The organism is Mongoliimonas terrestris (assembly GCF_001927285.1).
In the GTDB taxonomy this organism is placed as follows: Bacteria; Pseudomonadota; Alphaproteobacteria; order Rhizobiales; family Pleomorphomonadaceae; genus Chthonobacter; species Chthonobacter terrestris.
Genome location: NZ_MSIG01000009.1, coordinates 24,626 through 48,030 on the forward strand (window position 1 = coordinate 24,626; position 23,405 = coordinate 48,030).

Consider the following 23,405-nt stretch of genomic DNA (forward strand, 5'->3'; position numbering starts at 1 on the left):
GGCCGCGCGGATTGTTGCGACGCGGCACCTTCGATCGACGGCGCGTGTGTTGACGGCCGCCCTCAGCCGCCCATCAGCGCCTTGCCCGGATAGCACGTGGGCGGCAGGCCGCGCGCGGTCTCCACCGCGCCGATGGCCGTCCGCGTCCGCCAGCCGACCAGCCCGTCGGCCCCGCCCACGTCGTAGCCGGCCGCGATCAGCCGCTCCTGCAGGTCGCGCACGTCGCCCCGCGTGAAGCCCGACACGGTCGCCCAGCGGCCCCGGATCGCCGCATCGGCACGGAGCCGGTCGCCCAGATGGCCGATGAAGATCGCGTAGAGGTCGCTCTCGTTGTAGCGCTTCAGCACGTAAAAGTTCTCCGAGACCAGGAAGGCCGGCCCCTTGCGGCCCGCCGGCATCAGGAGATGCGCGTCCGGGTTCCCGGCGCCGAGCGCGTCGGCCTGAAGCGGCCGGCCGTCCGCCAGCGTCACGCCCGCCGCCGCGAAGTCGCCGAGCGGCCGGCCCTTGTCGGGGCCTTCCAGGGTGCACGGCACACTGTCCGGCAGGTTCACCTCCACCCCCCAGCGCACCCCCGGTCGCCAGCCGAAATCCTGGAGGTAGTGGCCGATGGACCCCAGCACGTCGGCGGTCGACCGCCAGATGTCCCGCGCGCCGTCTCCGTCGAAGTCGACCGCGTGGGACAGCATCTTGGTCGGCATGAACTGCGGCTGGCCGAGCGCGCCCGCCCACGAACTGCGGATTTCCCCGAGTGGCAGGTGATCTTCGTCGGCGATCGTCAGGGCCGCCACGAATTCGTCGAGGAACATGGCCTTCCGCGCGCCCATGAAGGCCTGCGTGGACGTGACCCGGATGGCGGAATGCTTCAGCGGCACGCGCCCGAAATCCGATTCCCGGCCCCAGATCGCCACGATGATCTCGGCCGGCACCCCGTATCGCCGCTCGGCGGCATCCAGCACCGCCCCGTGCGTCTTCAGCCGCGCCCGGCCGGCGCTCGTCAGGCCGGCGAGCCGCTTGGCGTCCAGGTAGCGGCCCGGCGAGGCGAATTCCGCCTGGAAGGACGGCCCGCGTGGCGGCGGCGCGCCGGGCGGCACCAGGTCCGGCAGCGACCAGTCCGGCGTCAGCCCGGCGGTCGCCGCCCGGATGGTGGCGTCCGAAACGCCCGCCCGCCGGGCCGCCGGCGCGGCCGTGTCGGCAAGCCAGCGCTGGAACGCCGCCTCCACGGCGGGCCGGTCCACGGCGGCGCGGCCGTCTCCGGCCGTCACGAGAAGACCCAGCGCGAAGGCGGCGAGGACACGGAGTGGCCCGAGACGGGCCGGCGAAGGGGGCGAAGGAAGCATGCTGGTCATGCCCGCCATTGTGTCATGATCCGGCGCCCGTGGAACCCGCCCCGGCGACCGCCACGTGCCTGCGACCGACTGCCTCCTGCGTCACCGGGAGCATGGTATCAGCCCATCGGCTTAGTTTTCGGCGGTGCGGAAGTCCTTTAGAAGTCCGGGACAAACACGAACCAGTGCAAGGGCGGCGCAAAGCGAATGTTCTCCAAGATCCTGATCGCCAACCGGGGTGAGATCGCCTGCCGGGTCATCAAGACCGCTCGCCGCATGGGCATCAAGACCGTCGCGGTCTTCTCCGACGCGGACCGCGATGCGCTCCACGTGGAGATGGCCGACGAGGCGGTCCACATCGGTCCGCCCCAGGCCGCCCAGTCCTATCTGGTGATCGACAAGATCATCGCTGCCTGCAAGCAGACCGGTGCCGAGGCCGTGCATCCTGGCTACGGCTTCCTCTCCGAGCGCGCGGCCTTCCCGCGCGCGCTTGCCGCCGAGGGCATCGTCTTCATCGGTCCGAACCCGGACGCGATCGACGCCATGGGCGACAAGATCCAGTCGAAGATCTTCGCCGACCGGGCCGGCGTCTCCACCGTGCCGGGCAACCTCGGCGTCATCGAGAGCCCGGAGGAGGCGGTGGTCGTCGCCCGCGACATCGGCTTCCCGGTGATGATCAAGGCCTCCGCCGGCGGCGGCGGCAAGGGCATGCGCATCGCCTGGGACGCGTCCGAGGTGGCCGACGGCTTCGCCCGCGCCAAGTCGGAAGCCGCGTCCTCGTTCGGTGACGACCGTGTCTTCATCGAGAAGTTCATAGTCAACCCGCGTCACATCGAGATCCAGCTCCTCGGCGACAAGCACGGCAACGTCATCTATCTCAACGAACGCGAGTGCTCGATCCAGCGCCGCAATCAGAAGGTCATCGAGGAGGCGCCGTCGCCGCTCCTCGACGAGGCCACCCGCCGCGCGATGGGCGAGCAGTCCGTCGCCCTCGCCAAGGCGGTCGGCTACGACAGCGCCGGCACCGTGGAATTCGTCGCCGGGCAGGACAAGTCCTTCTTCTTCCTGGAGATGAACACGCGTCTTCAGGTGGAGCATCCGGTCACCGAGCTCATCACCGGCATCGACCTCGTCGAGCAGATGATCCGCGTCGCCGCCGGCGAGAAGCTGTCCATCACGCAAGCCGACGTGAAGATCGACGGCTGGGCCGTTGAAAGCCGCGTCTACGCGGAGGATCCCTACCGCAGCTTCCTGCCCTCCACCGGCCGCCTCGTGAAGTACCGCCCGCCGGCGGAAGGCGTGAAGGACGGCATCACCGTGCGCAACGACACCGGCGTCGTGGAGGGCTCGGAGATCTCCATGTTCTACGACCCGATGATCGCCAAGCTGGTCACCCACGGCCCGACCCGCCTCGCCGCCATCGACGCCCAGGCGGAGGCTCTCGACAGCTTCGTCATCGACGGCATCCAGCCCAACATCCCCTTCCTCACCGCCCTGATGCAGCACGAGCGCTGGCGCGCCGGCAACCTCTCCACCGGCTTCATCAAGGAGGAGTATCCGGACGGCTTCACCGGCCGCGCCACCGACGAGGAGACCCGCGCGGTCCTCGCCATCGCGGCCCTCAGCATGGATCTCATCCGCCGCGAGCGCCTGGAGCACCACACCGGCCGCCTGCGCCCGGCCTCCGGCAAGTGGCGGACCGACTACGTGGTCCGGCTCGACCGCGAGCACATCCCGGTCACCGTGCCGGAGGGCTACGCCGCCGTGCCGCTTGAGATCGACGTCACCATCGCCGGCCGCACCCTCACGGTCACCTCCGAGTGGCGTCCGGGCGAGCCGGTCTGGATCGGCTCCGTCGGCGGCGACACCGTCGCCGTCCAGGCCCGCCCGGCCCCCGGCGGCACGCTCTTGGCCTGGCGCGGCGTCACCACCTTCAGCCGCGTCATGACGCCCGAGGTGGCGGCCCTCGACGCCCTGATGCCGGTGAAGCAGCCGCCGGACCTCTCCAAGTACCTGCTCTGCCCGATGCCCGGCCTCGTCGTCTCCATCTCGGTCGCCGAGGGCCAGGAGGTGAAGGCCGGCGAGACGCTGGCGGTGGTGGAAGCCATGAAGATGGAAAACGTCCTCCGCGCCGAACGCGACGGCACCGTCTCCGCCATCAAGGCCAAACCCGGCGACAGCCTCGCGGTCGACGCGGTCATCCTGGAATTCGCCTGAGGGGAAGGGCGTTGAGGGCAGTGGCCGCTGTCCGCACGCCCACCATCCCCCGATCCCGTAGTCCCGGCGTCCGCCGGGATGACGGCTACCCACCCCGACTCGCCTCCGCCGCCCCGCCCCCTCCATCCCCCATTCCCGTCATCCCGGCGAACGCCGGGATCCAACCGACGCCAGGGCCGACTCGACGGGCGCGACGCGGAAACGACGGCTGGAACCCGGCGTCCACCGGGAGGACGACTACGCCAGCCCCGACAACTCCCGCCAACCCCCACACCCCCCACCAACCTCCGTCATGGTCCGCGCAGGCGGACCACCCACGCTTTCCTTCCGGCAACGGCCGACCCGGACGATGGCATCCACCGCCGACCCAGCCCGTCCCCCATCGCCTCAGTCCCCGCCATCCCCGCCGCCGTCCCCGTCCCCATCGCTGTCGTCGAACAGCCAGTCCAGATCGAGCCACACGAACTGCACCTGGATCACCGTCATCAGCCGCGTCAGCATGATGACGACGACGAGCAGGCCGGCGAGCACGAACGGGTTTTCCAGAATTTCCATGGCCCACCCCCACGGTGGACCCGGGGCAAGGCGCCCGGGCCGGGTCCCGCCACACGCGCGCGGCGAAGATCCCTGTCCATCATCCATTCTTCGCCCCAGCAAAGGATGGTGGATTTCCGAACAATTCGACCGACCGGCGCCTAACCCACCGCGCCGCCCGCCGCCTGCGCCACCGCCGCCTCGGCCGCGGCCCGCTCGTCCACCGTCACCGTCTCGCCGAACACCCGCTCGAACGCCACCCTCAGCGCCACGTCGGCGTCCGCCATGGTCACCGGCAGGCCGAGGTCGACGAGGCTCGTCACCCCGTGGTCTGTCACCCCGCACGGCACGATGCCGGAGAAGTGGGAGAGATCCGGCTCCACGTTGAGGCTGATGCCGTGGAAGGTCACCCAGCGGCGCACCCGGATGCCGATGGCGGCGATCTTGTCCTCCGCCCCGTCCCCCCGGTCCGGCCGGCGAACCCAGACACCCACCCGGTCCTCGCGCCGTTCCCCGCGCACGGTGAAGGCGTCGAGCGTGCCGATGATCCACGCCTCCAGCGCCGCCACGAAGGCCCGCACGTCCTCGCGCCGGCGCTTCAGGTCGAGCATCACATAGGCCACCCGCTGGCCGGGGCCGTGGTAGGTGTACTGCCCGCCGCGCCCGGTGGCGTAGACCGGAAACCGGTCCGGCTCGATCAGGTCGGCCGCGTCGGCGCTGGTGCCCGCCGTGTAGAGCGGCGGGTGCTCCACCAGCCAAATCCGCTCCGCCGCCCGCCCGTCGGCGATCAGCGCGGCCCGCGCCTCCATCTCGGCGACGGCGGCCGGGTAGGGCACCGGCACGTCGGCCACCACCCATTCCACCGGCGGCGAGCCGGGGCGTGCGGCAAAGCGGGTGTCGAGGGCGTCGCGCGCATTAACCATCCGGTAACCATGAGGTCCGAAACATCGTGACAGGCGTCCCCATCCGTCCGCCGACTCGCCGAGCCGGCCACACCAACGGCGCCCCTTGCCAGGATCCATAATCCGCATGTCGACCTTCGAGAAGATCTTCGTCGATATATCGGTCGTGCTCGGCGGGCAGACCATGCCCATCCACCAGCTGCTGCGCATGGGCCGCGGCGCGGTGATCGAGCTCGACACCCACGCGGACGACGACGTCCAGATCCTTGCCAACGATATTCCGGTCGCCCGCGGGCAGGTGGTGCTGAAGGGCGAGCACGTCGGCATCTCCATCACCGAGGTGCTGTTCCGCCGGCCGGGCTCGCGCCCGCAGATCAATGTGAAGAAGCTCTGAACCCGAACAGGACGGGCGCCGCCGATACCCCCTTGTAACCCCCATGCGGGTTTGCTACTAAGCCGGCGCCGACGGGACGCCCGGCGGCAAAGTCCACGAGAGCGGTCGTGGCGGAATTGGTAGACGCGCAGCGTTGAGGTCGCTGTGGGGCAACCCGTGGAAGTTCGAGTCTTCTCGACCGCACCAGTGTTTGACGAAGCGATCGGCCGCCCTCTTGGGCGGCCGTCGTCGTTTCCAGGCATCGCTCCGGAAATCCGGCGCCGAGGCCTGCCGCCCGGTGGCCACAGCCGTCCCGCCGCAGGCCGCCGTCCGCCCGCGCGGGCAATTTTGCCTTTGAGTGTGCGCCTGCGAAACGCTATGTCCGCCCACGGAGCCTGACCGGCCGAAGGTCCGGGCACCGCCTCATCCGCATCCGAAGTCATGCCCGAACCACGGGGGCCGCCATGGTCGATCCCGACTCCCACGCGCCCGACGATCCCGAGTTCTCCGCGGTGCTGGCGCTTCGCGACGAGGACGGCGACCTGAACCCCGCCTTCGTGGCGGCCCTGACGGACGCCATCGAGACCGCCGATTCGGATCGGGTGCGGGCGCTCGCCGGCGACCTGCACGAGGCGGACGTGGGCGACCTCCTGGAGGCGCTTCATCCGGAGGACCGCGCGCCGCTGGTGCGCCTTCTCGGCGACGCGTTCGACTTCACCGCCCTCACCGAGGTCGACGAGACCATCCGCGTCCAGATCCTGGAGGAGCTGCCCACCGCCACGGTCGCCGAGGGCGTCCGCGAGATGGACAGCGACGACGCGGTCTACCTCCTGGAGGACCTCGCCGAGGAGGACAAGGCCGAGATTCTCGCCCAACTGCCCTTCACGGACCGGCTCGCGCTCCAGCGCAGCCTGGACTATCCGGAGGAGACAGCCGGCCGGCGCATGCAGACGGACTTCATCGCCGTCCCGCCGTTCTGGACCGTCGGCCAGACCATCGACTACCTGCGCGAGCGCGAGGATCTGCCGGAGGAGTTCTACGAGCTCTACGTCATTGATCCCGGCTTCCGCCTGCTCGGCTCCGTGTCGCTCAACAAGATCCTCCGCGCCAGCCGGCCGACGAAGATCGCCGACATCATGCACGAGAACCGCCATCTGGTTCAGGCCACCGAGGACCAGGAGGAGGTGGCGCGCCTCTTCGAGCGCTACAACCTCATCTCCGCCGCCGTGGTGGACGAGGGCGAGCGTCTCGTCGGCGTCCTCACCATCGACGACATCGTGGACGTGATCCAGGCCGAGGCGGAGGAGGACATCCGCGCGCTCGCCGGCGTCGGCGACGAGGAGATCTCCGACAGCGTGCTCTACACCGTACGCACCCGCTCGGTGTGGCTCATCGTGAACCTCGCCACGGCCTTCCTCGCCTCCTCGGTGATCGGCCTCTTCGACGCCACCATCGAGCAGATGGTGGCGCTCGCCGTGCTCATGCCCATCGTCGCCTCCATGGGCGGCAACGCCGGCACCCAGACCATGACGGTGGCCGTCCGGGCGCTCGCCACCCGCGACCTCGACGCCAACAACGCCTGGCGCATCGTCGGCCGCGAGGTGATGGTCGGCCTCCTCAACGGCTTCGCGTTCGCGATCGCGGTCGGGCTGGTGGCCGGGCTCTGGTTCCAGAACCCCATGCTCGGGGTGGTGATCGGCGCCGCCATGGTGATCAACCTCGTGTGTGCCGCGCTCGCCGGCATCCTCATCCCCCTCGCGCTCGACAAGTTCGAGGTGGATCCGGCCGTGGCCTCCGGCGTCTTCGTCACCATGATCACCGACATCGTCGGCTTCGTCGCCTTCCTCGGCCTCGCGACGCTGATCCTGCTCGGCTGAGGGGAAGGGTGGTAGGGAGTCCGTTATCCCCACTCGGCTCCGCTTGTGCCCGCATGAGTATGCGGCAATCTTAATTCCCCGTTCACCATCGTGGGGCAGGGTCCGGCGTTCCAGCCGCCGTCACGACGCCGGCCGGCGGATCAGATGCCCGTCTCCGTCGCATCCGGACGCCCCCTCGCCAGGACCGCCTTTCGCGCACGCAGGACCGCTCGATGACGCCCACGCCCGCCCCCGCCGCCGCGACGTTCGACCAGCCGAAGGCACGGGGAGGGCAGGCGATGGACGCCGGCCGCACCCAGGCGCCGAGGGTCCGCCGGGCCGCTCGGGCGCTGCTGGTGGCCTCCATGGCGCTGGTCGCCGCCTCGTGCGCCCTCTTCGACTATGATCCCCCGGAGCCGGAGGATTTCGCCGTCCACGGCATCGACGTCTCCTACTACCAGGAGGCCGTCAACTGGACGGCCGTGCGCAGCGGCGGCGTCACCTTTGCGTGGATCAAGGCCACCGAGGGCGGCGATTGGCTCGATCCGCGTTTCGCTGAAAACTACAACGCCGCCGGCGCCGCCGGGGTGGCGCGTGGGGCCTATCACTTCTGGTACTTCTGCCGGCCGGTGGAGGACCAGATCGCCTGGTTCATCCAGAACGTGCCGGTCGACCCGTCGGCCCTGCCGCCGGTGCTCGACATGGAATGGAACCACGACAGCAAGACCTGCCGCCGCCAGCCGTCCCGCGCGGAGATCCACGCCGACATGCGCCGCTGGCTGACCGCCATCGAGGCGCACTACGGCAAGCGGCCGGTGATCTACACCACCGTGGATTTCCACCGCGACCGCATGGTCGGCGCGTTCGGCGACTATCACATCTGGCTGCGCAGCGTCGCCGGCCATCCGTCCGTGCGCTATGGCGACCGCCGCTGGCATTTCTGGCAGCACACCGCCACCGGCCGGGTGCCCGGCATCCGGGGCAATGTGGACCGCAACGTCTTCTACGGCTCGCCCCGCCAGTGGCAGACCTTCCTTAACGGCGCCCACGACCCGACCAGTTGAGGCCCGCACCGGCCGTCCCGACCAATCCCGCCGCGATGCGCCTCAGGCCGGCCGCGCGGCCATGACGGCGCGCAGGTGCCGCGCCGCCTCCGCCGGGTCCTCCGCGGCGGAGAGCGCGCTCACCACCGAGAGCCCGGCCACCCCGGTCGCCGCCACCGCCGCCGCGTTCTCCGCGTCGATGCCGCCGATGGCGACGGACGGCAGGCCGGCCGCCGCCACGATGTCCGCCGTGCCGTCGAGCCCGAGGGCCGCCGCCGCGTCCGGCTTGGTGCCGGTGGCGAACACCGGACCGATGCCCAGGTAATCCACCGCCGCGCCGTCGACCGCCGCAAGCTGGCCCGCGTCGGTGATCGAGAGCCCCACCACCGCGTCGGGGCCGAGCAGCGCCCGCGCCGCCGCCGCCGGCAGGTCCGACTGGCCCACGTGCACGCCCGCGGCGCCCGCTGCTGCCGCCACATCCGCCCGGTCGTTGACGATCAGCGGCACGCCGAGCGGGTCCAGCATGGCCTTGAGGGCGATCGCCTGCTCAAGAAGCGCCCGCCCGCCGATGTCCGGATTGCGCAGCTGGACAAGCGTGACTCCACCGGACACCGCCTTCCGAGTCACCGACAGAAGGGTCGGGAAGGCGAGGCGGTGGTCGGTGACGAAATAGAGCCTGAGGTCCAGGCGATGGCGGACGGCGGGGGAGGGCATTCGGGTCAGAGCTTGCGCACGGCCACATGCGCCTCCAGCGTCGCCGCATCCAGGGAGTGCAGCATGTCGAGAAGCGCCACCTGCAGGCTGCCCGGTCCCCCGGCCACGTCGGCCGCCGCCTTGCCGGCGGCCTTCAGTGCCGCCAGGGCGGCCACCGTGGCGGCGAGCGGATCCGGTTCCACTGCAAGGCACGCGGCCACCAGGGCCGAGGCGGTGCAGCCGAGGCCGGTCACCCGCGCCATCAGCGGGTCGCCGCCCTCCACCAAGTGGGTGCGCTGGCCGTTGCTCACCACGTCCACCGCGCCCGTCACCGCCGCCACCAGCCCGTGTTCGGCCGCGAAGGCGATCGCCCCTCGCACCGCCGCGTCGGATGCGAGCACGCTGTCGACGCCCTTCGGCGCCGCCCCGGCCGCGCCCGCCAGCGTCATCACCTCCGAGGCGTTGCCGCGCACGACCGTCGGCTTCAGCTTCACGAGGTCGGCCGCCGCGACGGTGCGGTAGCGCGTCGCGCCCACGCCCACCGGGTCCAGCACCCAGGGCTTGCCGAAACGCTGCGCCGTGATGGCGGCCAGCCGCATGGCGGCGGTCCATTGGCTCGACAATGTGCCGATGTTGATCACCAACGCCGCCGAAAGCGCGGTGAACTCCTCCACCTCCTCGGTGGCGTGCACCATCGCCGGCGAGGCGCCGAACGCCAGGAGCGCGTTGGCGGTGTTGTTCATCACCACATAGTTGGTGATGTTGTGGATGAGGGGAGCCCGGTCACGGACCCGTTCCAGGATGGCAACTACTTCAGATATCTGCATAGTTCATGCCTCTGTTCGCTGGACCGTGCAGAAAGGATGCGTTTACGTCAACTCCCGGAGTTCCCGAATCCGCAACCGGCCTTGAACCCGCCCTGGCAAGTTCTTCTATAGAACGAGACGTCCGGCGGATCGGGTTGCCGCCGGGCCGGGAACTGCGCTACCAACAGACCTGACCACACATCGTCCCGGAGTCGGCTTCGGGGCCAGAACGTCGAAGAAGGTACCCATGACCAAGGCCATCGCCACCGAGTGGCTCGCCCGTCTCGACGACGAGGACGAGAAGGAAGAGAAGAAGGACGCCGCCCCGGCGCCGCAGGTCGACAAGTACCTCTTCAAGTCCCGGACCGTTCTCATCACCGGCGGCATCAACCAGGACCTGGCGAAGGACGTCACCGCCCGCCTCCTGGCCCTTGCCGAAGCCAGCCACACCGACCCGATCACCGTCATCGTCTCCTCGCCCGGCGGGCATGTGGAGAGCGGCGACATGATCCACGACATGATCCAGTTCGTCCCGGCCCCGGTGAACATCCTCGGCACCGGCTGGGTGGCGAGCGCCGGCGCGCTGATCTACGTGTCCGTGCCGAAGGAGCGCCGCTTCTGCACGCCGAACACCCGCTTCCTTCTCCATCAACCCTCCGGCGGCACCGGCGGCATGGCGACGGACATCGAGATCCAGGCCCGCGAGATCCTCAAGATGCGCGACCGCCTGAACAAGATCTTCTCCGTCGCCACCGGCCAGCCGCTCGAGCGCATCGAGAAGGACACCGACCGCGACTACTGGATGAGCGCCGACGAGGCGATCGCCTACGGCCTCGCCGGCCGCGTCGTCCGGTCCGCGGGCGAGATCACCGGCTGACGAGAGGGCGGCCGGCGCCCCGCCGGCCGTCGCGACCCGGGGGGACGGTCATGCGCATCACCATGCGGCGGACGCGACGCGTCCTCGGCCCGGCGGCTGCCGCCATCGTGCTCGCCGCCGCGGTCCTGTCGGGCCCCGGCCCGCTGGCGGTCGGCCCCGCCGCCGCCCAGTCCGCCTCGCCCTACGACATGACCTACGCGCTCCGCGCCAAGGGTCCCGTCGCACTCCGTGCCGCCATGGTGGAGGGCGCCAAGGCCGTCGGCGAGATCCCGGCCGGCGCCACCGGCATCGTGCTCCGCTGGTGCCGCAGCGAGATCCCGTTCGGCGCCTGGCAGTTCGGCACCAAGGCCGAGCAGATGAAGCTCCTCGACGCGCGCTGGTGCGAGGTGTCCCACGCGGGCGTCGTCGGCAACGTGCCCGGATCGGCGCTGGCGCCGGAATGACCCGGCGGTCCCCGCCGGCCCCATCCGGTCTCCGTCCCCTGTCCCGACGGCCGGCGGCGACGCCGGCCGGCTTCCCTCGGACCGATCGCCGCAGCCGCCCATGTTCTTCATCGCGTCCAAGCTGATCTATCTGGTCATCCGGCCGTCCAACGCCGTCATCCTGTTGATGCTGCTCGGCCTCGCGCTGCGCTGGTTCGGTCGCCGGCGCACCGGCGCGACGGTGTTCGCCCTCGGCCTCGGCGGCCTCATCCTATTCGGCTGGACCACCATCTCCAACGCGCTCCTCTGGCCGCTGGAGACGCGCTTCCCGCAGTTCACCGCCATGGACGGCGAGCCGACCGGCATCATCATCCTCGGCGGCGCCCTCGACATCATCGGCACCCACGAGCGCAACGACCAGCCCCAGCTCACCGACGGGGCCGAGCGCCTGTTCGCCGGCGTGGAGCTCGCCCGCCGCTATCCGAACGCCCGCGTGATCTTCACCGGCGGCTCCGGCGAAGTGCTGCCCACCGAGCGCCAGGAGGCGGACGTCGCCCGGACGGTCCTCACCAGCCTCGGCGTTCCGCCGGAGCGTCTGGTGCTGGAGCGCGCCTCCCGCAACACCCGCGAGAACGCCACGCTCACCTACGACATCGTGGCGCCGAAGCCCGGCGACCGCTGGCTCCTGGTCACCTCCGCCTTCCACATGCCGCGCTCCGTCGGCGTCTTCCGCGCCGCCGGCTGGACCGGCATCACCGCCTATCCGGTCGACTACCGCTCCGTGTCGGACCCGCCCATCATCGGTCGGCAGTTCGCCAGCGAGTCGCTCTTCCAGGTGGACGTCGCCGTCAAGGAATGGATCGGCCTCGTCGCCTACCGCTTCGCCGGCTACACCGACGCGCTCTTCCCGGCGCCGTGAACCGCCGCCTTCCGATCCCTCAATCCTCCTCGTCGTCCATCCAGAACGCGTCGTCGTCGGCCAGCACCGCCTCGGAGGGTGCGAAGGTCGGCGCCGGCTCGTCCTCGGCGCGCAGGCGAAAGCGGTAGAGCCCGCGCACCTCGCGCGGCGGCACCGGCCGGTTCTTGCGCAGGATCACCACGCGCCCGTCCTCGGCGAGGCGCACCACCTCGTCCTTCACCGGCTTCATCAGCTGGCGCCAGAGCTTCTCGTTGCTGCCGACGAGCGCGCGGGCGACCTCGCTCGGGTCCACGGGGCGGCCGTCGCGGCGTTCGGTGGCGAGCGCCATCGCCTGCTCGCGGATGGCGGCGGCCTTGATGCGGCGGGGATCGATCATCGCAATCTACTCGTCAGGAGGGCTCGTCCACGGCCACGGCGGCACGCGAGGGAGAGAAGAACTGGCGCCGGGTCAGCACCGTCAGCACGATCGCCGAACTGATCATCAGCGGAATGGGTCCGACGAACCAGCCGAGATAGCCCACCGAGAGGAAGAAGGCCCGCAGTCCCTGGTTGAATTGTGCGCCGGCCAGCACCACCATCTTGGCGGCCCTGGCGATCGCGGCCTCCATTTCCGGCGTGCCCATCAGCGAGCGGTGGGGCACCGCGCCGATCAGGATGGAGGCGTAGTTGAACAGCCGGTAGGACCAGCCGAACTTGAAGAACGCATAGGCGTAGATGAGGAGCAGCCCCACCGCCTTGGTCTCCCAGGCGGCCCGCGCGACGGTCAGGCCGAACGGCAGGTCGCGGGCGATCTCCACCACCCGGTCGCTGGCGTTCAGCACCGCGAAGCCGCCGCCGATGGCCAGAAGGCTGGTGGAGGCGAAGAAGGCGGTGCCGTTCTGCAGGCCGCCCATGATGGCGGTGTCGATCATCCGGAGGTCCCGCTCCGCCAACTGGCGGATCCAGGCGTGGCGTTGCCGGTTCATGGCGGCCGAAAGGGTCCGGTGCCGGAACGGGCTGCGCTCGGTCAGCCAGGCGTAGCCGATCCAGGACGCCAGGAAGAACAATCCGGCCGCCAGGTCGAGGGTGGTGAATCCGGGCACGCGCGCACTCCGGCCGGTTGATCGTCGCCGGACCCTGCCAACAGCGGCGCCCGCCGGCAAGGGCTATCGCGCCACCGGACGTTTCCGGTTCGGAACCATTGCGGCGGCGCGCGCGTCTTCCGGGCGGCGTCTTTTCCGCGCGCGGCCCCCGTCCCTGGTGCCGGGGCGCCGCCGCCCTGATCCGGAGTTTTTTCCATGCTGTCACGAAACCGCCTCAAGCCCCTGCGCGACCAGGTGATCGTCATCACCGGCGCCAGCAGCGGCATCGGCCTGGTCACGGCCCGCATGGCGGCCGCCCGCGGCGCCCGGGTGGTGATGGCCGCCCGCAACGCGGAAGCGCTCGCGGCCGTCGCCGAGGAGATCCGGATCGACGGCGGCACCGTGGCGACGGTGACGGCGGACGTCGCCGTGGAAGCCGACGTGGACCGGATCGTGCGCACCGCCACGGAGCGATTCGGCGGCTTCGACACCTGGGTCAACGGCGCCGCCGTCGCCCTCTACGGATTCCTCGACGAGGTCTCCATGGAGGATCACCGGCGGGTGTTCGACACCAACTACTGGGGCGTCGTCTACGGCTCCCTGAAGGCGGTGGAGCACCTGCGCCAGAAGGGCGGGGCGATCATCACCATCGGCAGCATCCTGTCGGAGATCGCCGTCCCGCTGCAGGGCCCCTATGTGGCCTCCAAGCACGCGGTCCGCGGCTTCACCGACGCGCTCCGCCAGGATCTCGACGCGGAGCACGCCCCGATCAGCATCACGCTGATCAAGCCGGCGGCGATCGACACGCCCTATGTCGACCACGCCAAGACGCTGTTCAACCGCCAGCCGAAGACGCCGCCGGTGCGCTACGCGCCGCACATCGTCGCCCGCGCCATCCTGCACTGCGCCACCCATCCGCGCCGCGAGATGACCGTCGGCGGCGGCGGCAAGCTCACCGTCCTCATGCAGAGGGCCTTCCCGGCCTTCTACGACTATTCCGTCTCGTCCAACTGGCACACCTCGCAGATGCGCGACGCCGCCGTCGGTGACGGCGACCAGGCGACCCGCGACAACCTCCACGCTCCGACCCGCGACGGCGAAGAGCGCGGCAGCCCCGGTCTTCCGGCCCGCGAGACGTCGCTCTACACCGAGATGCGCCTGCGCCCCGTCGCCGCGCTGCTTCTGGCCGGCGTCGCCCTCGGCGTCGGCTATGTGGTCGTCACCCGCGTCTCCACCGGCCGCTGGCCGTGGGAGGAGCCCCCGCGCGGCTGGCGCCGCATGGTCGGCACCGACTGGCTCGGCCGCGCTCACGACACTGTCGGCGGCTGGACCGGCTCGGCGCGCCACTGGATCGGCGACACCGCCGGCGAGACGCAGCACCGGCTCGGCGCCGCGGCCGGTACGGCCCAGCACCGGCTCGGCGGCCTCACCGGCGCCGCCCAGCACCGCCTCGGCGCGCTCGCCGGCAGCGCCCGCCATGCCCTCGGGGCGCTCGGCGGCGACGTGCAGCGCCGCTTCGGCGCCACCGAGGCGGAAACCGAGTCCCGGCTCGCCGCGCTCACGGCCGATGCCGGCCGCCGCCTGCACCGCTATGGCGACGCCGTCGAGACCGAGGCCGAGCATCTGGCCCGCCGGGCCCGAGAGGCGCTGCCCGACTGGGTCGCGCCCCGCCGCCGCAACCGCTGGACCGACTGGTGGTGACACCCGGCCGCTGATCCGCACCGCCTGATCCCATCCAAGGCCGCCGCGCGTGAACCCGCGCGGCGGCCTTCGTCCGTTCAGCCGAGGCTGACGCGGCCGTCCTCGGCCAGCGGGAAGAAGGGGTTGTGGGCCACCTCCCAGAGGTGCCCGTCCGGATCGGCGAAATAGCCCGAATAGCCGCCCCAGAACACCGGCTCCGCCGCCTTCACCAGCGTCGCCCCGCAGGCGACCGCATGGGCGATCGCCGCGTCCACGGCGGCCGGGGAGGGCAGGTTCTGCGCCAGCGTCACCGCCCGGAAGCCGCTGCCCTCCGCCGACACCCGCGCGTCCTCGGCCAGCGCCTCCCGGCCGTAGAGGGCGAGCACCACGCCCGACAGCTGGAAGAAGGTCACGCTCTCCTGGGAGGCCGGCGCGGCGGTGAAGCCGAGCGCCTCGTAGAACCGGCGCAACGCGGCGAGATCCGAGACGCCGAGGGTGATGATCGAAACGGCGTTGAGAAAGGGCGGCATCCTTCGGCAATCCTTCTATGCGGCGAAAGGTGGGGCCGGCCGCCATGGCGACGGGCCGCGGGACCATGCTAGCAGAGACTGCGCGCCACGCCGGTCAGCCTCCGTCACCAGTGCCGACCGGCCGGGCCCCGTAAGACCCAGGAGAGACCCCCTGATGCCGCCGCCGACCCCCGTGCTGACCCCCGACGAGATCAACCGCTATCTCGACGACGTCTTCCCGGAGCTGAACGCGACTCGGCGCGCCTACGTGGTCACGGACGTCGGGGAGGGGACGGCGGTCGTCACCTGCGCGGCCGGCCCGGAATCCCTTCGTCCCGGCGGCACGGTGTCGGGCCCGACCCTGATGACGCTTGCCGACATCGCCGCCTGGGTGGTCATCCTCGCCCACGTGGGCCGCTCCGCCCTTACGGTCACCACCCATCTCTCCATCGATTTCCTGCGCAAGCCCGAGCCCGGCCTCCTCTTCGGCCGCGCCCGCCTGATGAAGCTCGGCAAGCGCCTCGCCGTCTCGTCCGTCGAAATCGGCGACGCCGATGGCCGCGCGCCCTACGCCATCGCGAGCGCCACCTACTCCATCCCCCCGCCGCTCGAAAGAGGATGAGGCCAGCCGGGAAAAGGATTTCTGATTCGTAGTTTATGCATGTCTTCTAGAGCGCCCCCTCCGTGGCTCCACCCGCGCCCTCCGTCATGGTCCGCGAAGGCGGACCACCCACGCATTCCTTCCCCGTCAAAAGCGTGGATGGTCCGGCGAAACCGGACCATGACGATGGCGATGAACATCAGCTTAGGGGAGGGCACCCCATCCCCCCATTGAGCGGCTCCGCTCCCCCCAACGCGTCACCCCGGCGAAAGCCGGGGCCCAACCGACGAGGACATCACCCGCGCCGGCTCGATAGACTCCTCCGTTGGCTGGATCTCGGCGTCCGCCGGGATGACGGCGCCGCACGCAGAGAACCCATCACCCGCACCGGCTCCAAGCACTCCTCCGTCGGCTGCGTCCCCGCGTCCGCCGGACGTCGGCGCCGCCCCTGAGCGAACCCTATTCCCCCCCATACCCCCCGCCCCAAAACCCCGCTAACCTCCCCCCACCGTCCCGCTCGGAGCCCCTGGACCGTGGCCGTCTACCATCCCGATGCCTACCGCACCGACCGGAAGGCCCCGAGCTACTGGGAGGCCACCGCCGTCGTTCCGCCGGCGCCCCGGCTCGCCGCCGACCAGGCTGCCGACGTGGTGGTGATCGGCGGCGGATACACCGGCCTCTCCGCCGCCCTCCACCTCGCCCGCGACCACCATGTCTCCGCCGTCGTGCTGGAGGCCGGCCCGATCGGCTGGGGCGCGTCCGGGCGGAACGGCGGCTTCGTCAGCCTGTCGTCCGCCAAGCTCTCCGCCGAGGCCATGATCGCCCGCCACGGCGAGGCGGAGACCCGGCGCTTCTACGCCGCCGAGATGGAGGGCATCGACCTCGTCCGCGCGCTCCTCGCCGAGGGCATCGACGCCGACCCGCAAGGGGACGCCACCTACGAGGTGGCCCACCGGGCCTCCGTCGCGCCGGCCCTTCGGGCGTCCGTGGATTTCCACGTGCGCAAGCTCGGACTCCCGGCCTTCTTCATGGACCGGCACGCGTTCACCAAGATGGGTCACGGCGGCACCGAACAGTTCGGCGCGGCGGGCTTGCGCGGCGCCTTCGGTATTCATCCGTTGAAATATCTGGCCGGCCTCAGGGCGCTCGTGGCGCGCCACGGGGCCAAGGTCCACGCCGACAGTCCGGTCATCGCCTGGACGCGCGACAGCGGCGGCTACATCCTGACGACACCGGGCGCTACAATCCGGACAAGGACCGTGGTTGTCGCTACAAACGGCTACACGCCGGACACGATCCACCGCGCCTTCGCCAACCGCACGCTTCCGGCGATCTCCAGCATCATCGTCACCCGGCCGCTGACCGAAGCCGAGCTTGCCGCCGTCGGCTGGCGCACCGCCTGTCCGGTGTCGAACACACGCAACCTCTTGTTCTACTACCGCCTTCTGCCGGACGGACGGTTCCTGTTCGGCGGCCGCGGCGGCACCTCCGGCTCGCCCGCCGAACAGGCCCGCGTCACCGCCTGGCTCACCCGCCGCCTCGGCGAGGTCTTCCCGCCCTGGAAGGACGTGGAGATCGACCACGCCTGGAACGGCCTCGTCTGCCTGACCGGCCGCCTCACCCCCGCCCTGGGCCGCCTCGATGACGAGCCCGGCGTCCACTATGCGTTCGGCTGGCACGGCAACGGCGTCGCCGCCGCGACCTGGGCCGGCCGGCGGATCGCCCGCGCGATCGTGGAGGAGAAGGGCCGCCCGATCGACCTGCCCGCGCCGCTCCGCGGCCTCCCGCCCCACCTCGGCCACCCGCTGATCCGCCGCGTCGGCCTCAAGGCGGTTTACGCGTGGTACGGGCTGAGGGAGCCGCAGTAAGCCGTGCAGCGACCGCCGGCAGAACGCATGGCGAATCAGTCGCCTGCATCAGGCGGCTCAGGTCCGGCTGTAACGGATTCGTTGGAAGGGCAGGCCGTCGATGGTGGGCGCGACAGGGATCGAACCTGTGACCCCCTCGGTGTGAACGAGGTGCTCTCCCGCTGAGCTACGCGCCCCCGACATCGTCGGCGTGGGGGCGATATAAGGGGCGGTGCCGGGCCAAGTCAAGCGCGATCACCGTCTCTCCCGCGATCAGCGGAGAGCGGCGGCGAAGGCCGGGGAGATGCGGGCGAGGGCGGCGTCGATGGCATCGAAATGGTCGATCACGGTGGTCGGCCCGAAGCTGTCGATGGGCTCGGCCGTATAGCCGAAGCTGACGCCGATCACCGGCACCCCGGCGGCCAGCGCCGCCGCCACGTCGGCCTCGCTGTCGCCCACCATCACCGCCGTCTCGACGGTCCCGCCCGCCGCCGCGATGGTGCCGGTGATGTGGTCCGGATGGGGCTTGCGCACCGAAAGGCTGTCGCCGCCGAGCACCGCGTCGAACCGGTCCTTGAGGCCGAGCGTCGCCAAGAGCGGAAGCGCCAGGTGCAGGCGCTTGTTGGTGCAGATGGCGAACCGGATGCCGCGCCCGCCGAGCCGGTCGAGCGCCGCGAGCGCGCCTGGAAACGGCAGCGTCTCGTCGGCGATCCGGCCGGCGTAGAGGGCGATGAAGCGGTCGACCAGCGGCTCCAGCCGGTCCACCGCCAGCGGCACGCCGGCCCGCCGGAAGCCCTCCACGATCAGCGCGCGGGCGCCCTGGCCGAAGTTGTTCTTCACCGCCGACCGGTCCACCGCCGGCAGGCCTTCCTCGCCGAGCAGGGTGTTCAGCGCCCCGAGAAGGTCGGGGGCCGTGTCGAGGAGAGTGCCGTCGAGATCGAGGACGAGGAGCGGCGCGGCCATCGGTCGGTTCCGGTTGCGGTGTTCCTTCCTTACGGTGCCGTCAGAGGGGCGGCAAGCGCCCGTGTGCGCCGCACCCCTTGTGCCTTCGACGCAGACGGCTTCGCTGGCGTGCAATCCGCCTCGACCCCGGACCCGGGGGCGAGGGGCGGGCGGTCCCGCCCGATCGGCCGGCGCGCGCCACCGCCCGCGCTTGACCGCGCGCGCCACCATGGTATGAGCCGAGCCGGGAAGAGGTACGAAACGGGGCGGACCATGTCGGCCGACGAGATGAAGAAGGCGGCCGCCGCGGCTGCGCTGGAGGAGGTCCGGCCGGGCATGCGCCTCGGGCTCGGTACCGGCTCGACCGCGACCTGGTTCGTGCGCCTCCTCGCCGAGCGCGTCGCGGCCGGCCTCGACGTGGTCGGCGTGCCGACCTCCAAGGCCACCGAGGTGCTGGCACGCGAGCTCGGCATCCGGCTGATCACCCTCGACGACGTGGCGGGCCTCGACCTGACCGTTGACGGCGCCGACGAGTTCGATCCGAATCTCGACCTCATCAAGGGCGGCGGCGCGGCGCTTCTGCGCGAGAAGATCGTCGCCGCCGACAGCCGGCGCATGATCGTCATCACCGACGAGAGCAAGCGGGTGGAGACGCTCGGCGCCTTTCCGCTGCCGATCGAGGTGGTGACCTTCGGCGCCACCGCTACCATTCGGGCCATCGCCGACGCCGCCCGCAGCGTGGGCCTCAGCGGCGCGCTCGGGTTCCGCCGGTCCGCCGAGGGCGACAAGCTCGTCACCGACCAGGGAAATTGGCTGGTGGATGCATCATTTCGCCAGATTTCAGACCCAAAAGCACTTGCATCAGCGCTATCGCGAATCCCCGGCGTGGTCGAGCATGGTCTCTTCATCGGCCTTGCCTCGAGTGTGATCGTGGCAGGCCGAACCGGCATCCAGCGCATCGATAGAAGTCCGACATGATCTCCTTCCGGAGGAATTCGATGAGAAGCACTCTACAGCGTCTCGGTCGCCTGACCGGCCTGGCGCTCTGCGTCGCCGTTCTGGCCGGGCCGTCCAACGCCCAGGAGTTCAGCGAGACGCACCTGGCCGCCGCCCGCGCCACCATGACGGCCGCCCACGCCTCCGAGCAGTTCGACACCATCCTGCCGATGCTCGCCGATCAGGCGAAGGCGCTGTTCCAGCGGTCCAATCCGTCCCTCGTCCAGGAGATCGACGAGGTCGTCAACGAGGTCGCGCTCGGCCTTGCCAAGCAGCGGCCGGAGCTCGACCGGGAGCTGGAGCGCGCCTGGGCCGCCCGCTTCACCGAGGCCGAGCTGAAGGAGATCACCGCCTTCTACTCCTCCGAGGTCGGCATCAAGTTCGGCCAGACCATGCCGCTCGTGATCCGCGACAGCATGCGCTCTGCCAGCATCTGGCGCGACACGCTCTCCACCGAACTGGTCACGAAGGCGCGCGAGGAGTTGATCAAGCGCGGCCACCAGTTCTGATAGATCAGGACCGGATGCGCGGCCGTCGGGCGTCCCGGCGGCCTTTTTCGTTCATCCGACCCCGGCCGGGCCGGGACTTTCCGATCGGCCGGGCGCCGGCGCGAACCAAACGGGGGCGGGCATGGTGGCGTTCGACTACGACCTCTTCGTCATCGGGGCCGGGTCCGGCGGCGTGCGCGCCGGCCGCATCGCGGCGGGATACGGCGCCCGCGTCGCCGTCGCCGAGGAGCACCGGGTGGGCGGCACCTGCGTGATCCGCGGCTGCGTGCCGAAGAAGCTCATGGTCTACGCCTCGCGCTTTCCCGACGAGTTCGAGGACGCCGCCGGCTTCGGCTGGACCGTCGGCCCCGCCAGCTTCGACTGGCCGACGCTCATCGCCGCCAAGGACCGCGAGATCGACCGCCTGGAGAAGGCCTACGTGGCCAACATGGAGCGGTCCGGCGCCACCATCCTGCGCACCCGCGCCGAGATCGTGGACCCCAACACCGTTCGCCTCGCCGACGGCCGCCGCGTCACCGCCGAGCGCATCCTGGTGGCGACCGGCGCCTGGCCCTTTCTGCCCGCCAAGGTGCCCGGCATCGAGCACGCGGTCACGTCCAACGAGATCTTCGATCTTCCCGCCCTGCCGCCCCGCGTGGTGGTGGTCGGCGGTGGCTATATCGCGGTGGAGTTCGCCTGCATCTTCAACGGCCTCGGCGTGGAGACGACCCTCGTCTACCGCGGCGAACAGATCCTGCGCGGCTTCGACCGCGAGATCACCGACAAGGTCGCCGCCGCCATGGGCAAGCGCGGCATCCGCATCCTCTGCGGCACGGATGTGGCAAGTCTGGAGCGCACCGGCGAGGGCGTCGTCGCATCCCTGTCCACCGGAGAGACGCTGCCCGCCGGCCTCGTGATGTACGCCACCGGCCGCGTGCCCAACACCAGGGGCCTCGGCCTGGAAGCCGCCGGCGTCGCCCTCGATGGGCTCGGCGCCATCCGGGTCGACAGCGCGTCGCGCTCGTCGGTGCCGTCCATCTACGCGGTCGGCGACGTCACCAACCGGGTGAACCTCACGCCGGTCGCCATCCGCGAGGGCCATGCCTTCGCCGACACGGTCTATGGCGGCCGGGAGGTGCTGGTCGACCACGCGCTGGTGCCGACGGCGGTCTTCACCACGCCGGAGATGGGCACCGTTGGCCTGACGGAAGAAAAGGCCTGCCAGCACCACGCGGCGGTGGACGTCTACAAGGCCGAGTTCCGGCCCATGCGCAACACCCTTGCGGGCCGAGATGAGCGCATGTTCATGAAGCTGATCGTCGATGCCATCACCGACCGGGTGCTCGGCGTCCACGTGATCGGCCCGGACGCGGGCGAGATGGCCCAGCTCCTCGGCATTCCGCTGATGATGAACGCCACCAAGGCGGACTTCGACCGCACCCTCGCCGTCCACCCGACCGCCGCGGAAGAGCTCGTGACCATGCGCAGCCCGAGCGTCAAGCACCGCCGCTGACCGTGAGGCGCCCCGCGGTCCGCCCTCACATCCGGTAGGCTGTCCGGAAGCCGCCCCATTGGCGGCCGTTCACCCGAATCGGCGCGTCCACTTCCTTCATCAGGATGAATGTGCCGTTGCCCATGTCGCGCTGGTAGGCCTGCACCACGAAGGGCCTTGCGTTGCGGGCGGCGATCAGGCCCGCCCGGTCGTCGAAGATCCGCCGGTTGCGGCTGTTCGCGGCGTTCCAGACCGGATCGTCCGGCCGCTGCGGCTTGGAGAAGGCCGCGTTGTGCACCGGCAGGTAGCCGTTCCGGTCCACCGCCGCGCAGAAAGTCATGCGCGTGTCGGTGGCCAGCAGCGCATCCTGGATCGGCGGCAGCACGCGCTCCAGGAAGGCGAGGCCCGTGGTGTCGAACTGCTGCGGGTTGGTGCCCGGGATCGGCCGGTAGGCGACGTCGAAGAGGGCCTCCGCCGAAATTTCCCGCCGGGCGAGGGCGGTCTCGAAGAGCTCGCTGATGGTGCCGGCCGTGCGGACGGCCCGGTCGATGAAGTCCTGGTATTCCGCCCGGATCTCGGCGAGCGTGCCGGCCAGACCCGCCGCGGCCGCGGTCCCCGTGGTGCCGAAGGCGATGTGAAGGCCGAGGCCGGACACCGCCACCACCGTTCCGGGCACGTCCGTCGCGCCGCCGAGGTTGACGGTCAGAGACGTGCCCACCGGCAGGGTCGCGCCGGCCGGAATGGCGGCGAGCAGGCCGCCGGCTGAGACGTCGATCGACCGGGTCTGGTGCGTCGTCCCGTGCGCCCTGAGAACGACGGGCAGCTCCGCGGGGAAGCGGTCGTGGCGCCGCCGATCCCCCACCTCGGACTGGCGGAGCACCGTGGTCAGCCGGGCCGTGCTGCGGTCGCTGTCCCCGGCAAGCCCCGTGGCGGCGGTGCGCACCGCCTGCACGTCCTCGCCGACGCGCACGCTGGTCTGGCGCATGGCGTTCGCCCGCGCCGAGACCCCGTCCACGAAGGCGCGCGTGGCGTCCGCCGCGATGGCGGCCTCCTCGATCACCGCGGCCTGGGCGCCCACCGCGTCGGCCACCGCCGCGAAAGTCGGCGTGATGCGCTCGATCACCGACACCACGTCGTTCACCGCCCCGACCGACTCCTCCGCCGTGCCGCGCAGCTCCATGATGATCTGCCGGATGTCCACCGTGGCCCGCTGGGTCTCTACCGAAAGGGCCTTCACCTCGTTGGCCACCACGGCGAAACCGCGGCCCGACTCGCCGGCGCGCTCGGCCTCGATCGTGGCATTGAGGGCCAGCAGCGTCGTCTGCTTGGTGATCTTGGCGATCAGGCCGACGACGGTTTCGATCTTGCCGATCGCGACGTCGAGGTCCTGCACCCCGGTGCCGGCCCGCGTGGCGCCGGCTTGCGCCTCCTCGGCGAGGGCCGTCGCCCGGGTGATCTCGGCGCCGATGCCCCGGCCCGCCATGGCGATCTCGTCGAACCGGCGCGTCAGGCCGTCCACCGTCTCCTGGGCCTGGCCGACCGCTGTCGCAAGGCCCTCCGCGTCGGCGGCGATCTCGTCGGTGCGCTTCAGCGCCTCGTCCACCTTGGCCGAGACCGCCGCGTTCGCGGCCGCGAGGCGCCGGCGCGTGTCGCGGACGTCGTCCTCGATCATGTCCACCGCCCCGTTGGCGGAGGACGACGGACCAGCCTCCGCCTGAACGGGTTCGGGGACGGCCGGTGCGGCGGCGACGGGATCCGGGCGACGCAGGAAGGAGGACAGCAAAGCCGGTACCTCAAATGTTAATACGCGAATTAATGTAGA

General features: G+C 70.9%; 23 protein-coding genes and 2 tRNA genes. 14 read left to right on the plus strand and 11 right to left on the minus strand.

The window, feature by feature from the left end:
* Positions 1-62: 62 nt before the first annotated feature.
* On the minus strand, positions 63-1,346 hold the full coding sequence (locus BUQ68_RS14000) for a lytic murein transglycosylase (RefSeq protein WP_245293256.1): 1,284 nt from the start codon (positions 1,344-1,346) through the stop codon (positions 63-65).
* A gap of 186 nt (positions 1,347-1,532) precedes the next feature.
* Here BUQ68_RS14000 and BUQ68_RS14005 point away from each other — a divergent pair, with 186 nt between their 5' ends.
* A complete protein-coding gene (locus BUQ68_RS14005; protein ID WP_075216615.1) occupies positions 1,533-3,542 on the plus strand; it encodes an acetyl-CoA carboxylase biotin carboxylase subunit in 2,010 nt (669 codons plus the stop codon).
* 387 nt (positions 3,543-3,929) lie between these two features.
* Here BUQ68_RS14005 and BUQ68_RS23780 read toward each other — a convergent pair whose 3' ends face one another.
* Together BUQ68_RS23780 and lipB are read right to left on the minus strand one after the other, a co-directional pair.
* On the minus strand, positions 3,930-4,097 hold the full coding sequence (locus BUQ68_RS23780; protein WP_175577817.1) for a hypothetical protein: 168 nt from the start codon (positions 4,095-4,097) through the stop codon (positions 3,930-3,932).
* Positions 4,098-4,237: 140 nt separating this feature from the next.
* Positions 4,238-4,999, minus strand: a complete 762-nt coding sequence (gene lipB / locus BUQ68_RS14010; RefSeq protein ID WP_075216616.1) for a lipoyl(octanoyl) transferase LipB — start codon at positions 4,997-4,999, stop codon at positions 4,238-4,240.
* A gap of 106 nt (positions 5,000-5,105) precedes the next feature.
* Between lipB and BUQ68_RS14015 the strand changes: the two genes are divergently transcribed.
* The 4 genes from BUQ68_RS14015 (at position 5,106) to BUQ68_RS14030 (ending at position 8,271) form a co-directional block, all read left to right on the plus strand.
* The gene (locus BUQ68_RS14015; protein WP_075216617.1) at positions 5,106-5,372 is read left to right on the plus strand and encodes a FliM/FliN family flagellar motor switch protein; all 267 of its coding nucleotides are present in this window, start codon (positions 5,106-5,108) and stop codon (positions 5,370-5,372) included.
* Between the two features lie 101 nt (positions 5,373-5,473).
* Positions 5,474-5,558 (plus strand) — tRNA-Leu (locus BUQ68_RS14020).
* 257 nt (positions 5,559-5,815) lie between these two features.
* The gene (mgtE, locus tag BUQ68_RS14025) at positions 5,816-7,228 is read left to right on the plus strand and encodes a magnesium transporter (protein WP_075216618.1); all 1,413 of its coding nucleotides are present in this window, start codon (positions 5,816-5,818) and stop codon (positions 7,226-7,228) included.
* Between the two features lie 344 nt (positions 7,229-7,572).
* The gene (locus tag BUQ68_RS14030; protein WP_075216770.1) at positions 7,573-8,271 is read left to right on the plus strand and encodes a glycoside hydrolase family 25 protein; all 699 of its coding nucleotides are present in this window, start codon (positions 7,573-7,575) and stop codon (positions 8,269-8,271) included.
* 42 nt (positions 8,272-8,313) lie between these two features.
* Here BUQ68_RS14030 and thiE read toward each other — a convergent pair whose 3' ends face one another.
* Both thiE and thiM read right to left on the minus strand, forming a co-directional pair.
* Positions 8,314-8,964, minus strand: a complete 651-nt coding sequence (thiE, locus tag BUQ68_RS14035; RefSeq protein ID WP_075216619.1) for a thiamine phosphate synthase — start codon at positions 8,962-8,964, stop codon at positions 8,314-8,316.
* Between the two features lie 5 nt (positions 8,965-8,969).
* Positions 8,970-9,770, minus strand: coding sequence for a hydroxyethylthiazole kinase (thiM, locus tag BUQ68_RS14040; protein ID WP_075216620.1), 801 nt, complete (start codon positions 9,768-9,770; stop codon positions 8,970-8,972).
* A gap of 226 nt (positions 9,771-9,996) precedes the next feature.
* Between thiM and BUQ68_RS14045 the strand changes: the two genes are divergently transcribed.
* The 3 genes from BUQ68_RS14045 (at position 9,997) to BUQ68_RS14055 (ending at position 11,967) form a co-directional block, all read left to right on the plus strand.
* Entirely contained in the window at positions 9,997-10,626 is a 630-nt protein-coding gene (locus tag BUQ68_RS14045; protein WP_075216621.1) for an ATP-dependent Clp protease proteolytic subunit, read from the plus strand.
* A 50-nt stretch (positions 10,627-10,676) separates the two neighbouring features.
* Positions 10,677-11,069, plus strand: a complete 393-nt coding sequence (locus tag BUQ68_RS14050; RefSeq protein ID WP_075216622.1) for a hypothetical protein — start codon at positions 10,677-10,679, stop codon at positions 11,067-11,069.
* Positions 11,070-11,169: 100 nt separating this feature from the next.
* Positions 11,170-11,967, plus strand: a complete 798-nt coding sequence (locus BUQ68_RS14055; RefSeq protein ID WP_075216623.1) for a YdcF family protein — start codon at positions 11,170-11,172, stop codon at positions 11,965-11,967.
* 19 nt (positions 11,968-11,986) lie between these two features.
* Here BUQ68_RS14055 and BUQ68_RS14060 read toward each other — a convergent pair whose 3' ends face one another.
* Together BUQ68_RS14060 and BUQ68_RS14065 are read right to left on the minus strand one after the other, a co-directional pair.
* Positions 11,987-12,343, minus strand: coding sequence for a DUF3253 domain-containing protein (locus BUQ68_RS14060; protein WP_075216624.1), 357 nt, complete (start codon positions 12,341-12,343; stop codon positions 11,987-11,989).
* Positions 12,344-12,356: 13 nt separating this feature from the next.
* Positions 12,357-13,049, minus strand: coding sequence for a DUF599 domain-containing protein (locus BUQ68_RS14065; RefSeq protein WP_075216625.1), 693 nt, complete (start codon positions 13,047-13,049; stop codon positions 12,357-12,359).
* A gap of 195 nt (positions 13,050-13,244) precedes the next feature.
* On the opposite strand from BUQ68_RS14065, the gene BUQ68_RS14070 reads away from it, so the two are divergent.
* Positions 13,245-14,729, plus strand: a complete 1,485-nt coding sequence (locus tag BUQ68_RS14070) for an SDR family oxidoreductase (protein ID WP_075216626.1) — start codon at positions 13,245-13,247, stop codon at positions 14,727-14,729.
* Positions 14,730-14,806: 77 nt separating this feature from the next.
* Here BUQ68_RS14070 and BUQ68_RS14075 read toward each other — a convergent pair whose 3' ends face one another.
* Entirely contained in the window at positions 14,807-15,238 is a 432-nt protein-coding gene (locus BUQ68_RS14075) for a VOC family protein (protein ID WP_075216627.1), read from the minus strand.
* 154 nt (positions 15,239-15,392) lie between these two features.
* Between BUQ68_RS14075 and BUQ68_RS14080 the strand changes: the two genes are divergently transcribed.
* Together BUQ68_RS14080 and BUQ68_RS14085 are read left to right on the plus strand one after the other, a co-directional pair.
* Positions 15,393-15,839 carry a PaaI family thioesterase gene (locus BUQ68_RS14080; protein WP_075216628.1) on the plus strand — a complete coding sequence of 149 codons (447 nt, stop codon included), beginning with the start codon at positions 15,393-15,395 and terminating at the stop codon, positions 15,837-15,839.
* Between the two features lie 512 nt (positions 15,840-16,351).
* Positions 16,352-17,686: an NAD(P)/FAD-dependent oxidoreductase gene (locus BUQ68_RS14085; RefSeq protein ID WP_075216629.1), complete on the plus strand. Its 1,335-nt coding sequence runs from the start codon at positions 16,352-16,354 to the stop codon at positions 17,684-17,686.
* Between the two features lie 101 nt (positions 17,687-17,787).
* On the opposite strand, the gene BUQ68_RS14090 is transcribed toward BUQ68_RS14085, so the two are convergent.
* A tRNA-Val gene (locus BUQ68_RS14090) sits at positions 17,788-17,862 on the minus strand.
* A gap of 76 nt (positions 17,863-17,938) precedes the next feature.
* Positions 17,939-18,628: an HAD hydrolase-like protein gene (locus tag BUQ68_RS14095; RefSeq protein ID WP_075216630.1), complete on the minus strand. Its 690-nt coding sequence runs from the start codon at positions 18,626-18,628 to the stop codon at positions 17,939-17,941.
* 252 nt (positions 18,629-18,880) lie between these two features.
* Here BUQ68_RS14095 and rpiA point away from each other — a divergent pair, with 252 nt between their 5' ends.
* From rpiA to gor, 3 genes are all read left to right on the plus strand, one after another.
* Positions 18,881-19,585: a ribose-5-phosphate isomerase RpiA gene (gene rpiA / locus BUQ68_RS14100; protein ID WP_075216631.1), complete on the plus strand. Its 705-nt coding sequence runs from the start codon at positions 18,881-18,883 to the stop codon at positions 19,583-19,585.
* A 20-nt stretch (positions 19,586-19,605) separates the two neighbouring features.
* Positions 19,606-20,112, plus strand: coding sequence for a DUF2059 domain-containing protein (locus BUQ68_RS14105; protein WP_075216771.1), 507 nt, complete (start codon positions 19,606-19,608; stop codon positions 20,110-20,112).
* A gap of 121 nt (positions 20,113-20,233) precedes the next feature.
* A complete protein-coding gene (gor, locus tag BUQ68_RS14110; protein WP_075216632.1) occupies positions 20,234-21,604 on the plus strand; it encodes a glutathione-disulfide reductase in 1,371 nt (456 codons plus the stop codon).
* Positions 21,605-21,629: 25 nt separating this feature from the next.
* Here gor and BUQ68_RS14115 read toward each other — a convergent pair whose 3' ends face one another.
* On the minus strand, positions 21,630-23,255 hold the full coding sequence (locus BUQ68_RS14115) for a methyl-accepting chemotaxis protein (protein ID WP_139315244.1): 1,626 nt from the start codon (positions 23,253-23,255) through the stop codon (positions 21,630-21,632).
* Positions 23,256-23,405: the final 150 nt, after the last annotated feature.

Coding starts and splice junctions, on each gene's coding strand:
- BUQ68_RS14030 (WP_075216770.1), top strand. CDS start 7,573: ATGGCGCTGGTCGCCGCCTCGTGCGCCCTCTTCGACTATGATCCCCCG.
- BUQ68_RS14080 (WP_075216628.1), top strand. CDS start 15,393: ATGCCGCCGCCGACCCCCGTGCTGACCCCCGACGAGATCAACCGCTAT.
- gor (WP_075216632.1), top strand. CDS start 20,234: ATGGTGGCGTTCGACTACGACCTCTTCGTCATCGGGGCCGGGTCCGGC.
- lipB (WP_075216616.1), bottom strand. CDS start 4,999: ATGGTTAATGCGCGCGACGCCCTCGACACCCGCTTTGCCGCACGCCCC.
- BUQ68_RS14045 (WP_075216621.1), top strand. CDS start 9,997: ATGACCAAGGCCATCGCCACCGAGTGGCTCGCCCGTCTCGACGACGAG.
- thiM (WP_075216620.1), bottom strand. CDS start 9,770: ATGCAGATATCTGAAGTAGTTGCCATCCTGGAACGGGTCCGTGACCGG.
- mgtE (WP_075216618.1), top strand. CDS start 5,816: ATGGTCGATCCCGACTCCCACGCGCCCGACGATCCCGAGTTCTCCGCG.
- BUQ68_RS14075 (WP_075216627.1), bottom strand. CDS start 15,238: ATGCCGCCCTTTCTCAACGCCGTTTCGATCATCACCCTCGGCGTCTCG.
- BUQ68_RS14015 (WP_075216617.1), top strand. CDS start 5,106: ATGTCGACCTTCGAGAAGATCTTCGTCGATATATCGGTCGTGCTCGGC.
- BUQ68_RS14060 (WP_075216624.1), bottom strand. CDS start 12,343: ATGATCGATCCCCGCCGCATCAAGGCCGCCGCCATCCGCGAGCAGGCG.
- BUQ68_RS14000 (WP_245293256.1), bottom strand. CDS start 1,346: ATGACCAGCATGCTTCCTTCGCCCCCTTCGCCGGCCCGTCTCGGGCCA.
- BUQ68_RS14005 (WP_075216615.1), top strand. CDS start 1,533: ATGTTCTCCAAGATCCTGATCGCCAACCGGGGTGAGATCGCCTGCCGG.
- BUQ68_RS14095 (WP_075216630.1), bottom strand. CDS start 18,628: ATGGCCGCGCCGCTCCTCGTCCTCGATCTCGACGGCACTCTCCTCGAC.
- BUQ68_RS14050 (WP_075216622.1), top strand. CDS start 10,677: ATGCGCATCACCATGCGGCGGACGCGACGCGTCCTCGGCCCGGCGGCT.
- rpiA (WP_075216631.1), top strand. CDS start 18,881: ATGTCGGCCGACGAGATGAAGAAGGCGGCCGCCGCGGCTGCGCTGGAG.
- BUQ68_RS14115 (WP_139315244.1), bottom strand. CDS start 23,255: ATGATCGAGGACGACGTCCGCGACACGCGCCGGCGCCTCGCGGCCGCG.
- BUQ68_RS14070 (WP_075216626.1), top strand. CDS start 13,245: ATGCTGTCACGAAACCGCCTCAAGCCCCTGCGCGACCAGGTGATCGTC.
- thiE (WP_075216619.1), bottom strand. CDS start 8,964: ATGCCCTCCCCCGCCGTCCGCCATCGCCTGGACCTCAGGCTCTATTTC.
- BUQ68_RS14105 (WP_075216771.1), top strand. CDS start 19,606: ATGAGAAGCACTCTACAGCGTCTCGGTCGCCTGACCGGCCTGGCGCTC.
- BUQ68_RS23780 (WP_175577817.1), bottom strand. CDS start 4,097: ATGGAAATTCTGGAAAACCCGTTCGTGCTCGCCGGCCTGCTCGTCGTC.
- BUQ68_RS14055 (WP_075216623.1), top strand. CDS start 11,170: ATGTTCTTCATCGCGTCCAAGCTGATCTATCTGGTCATCCGGCCGTCC.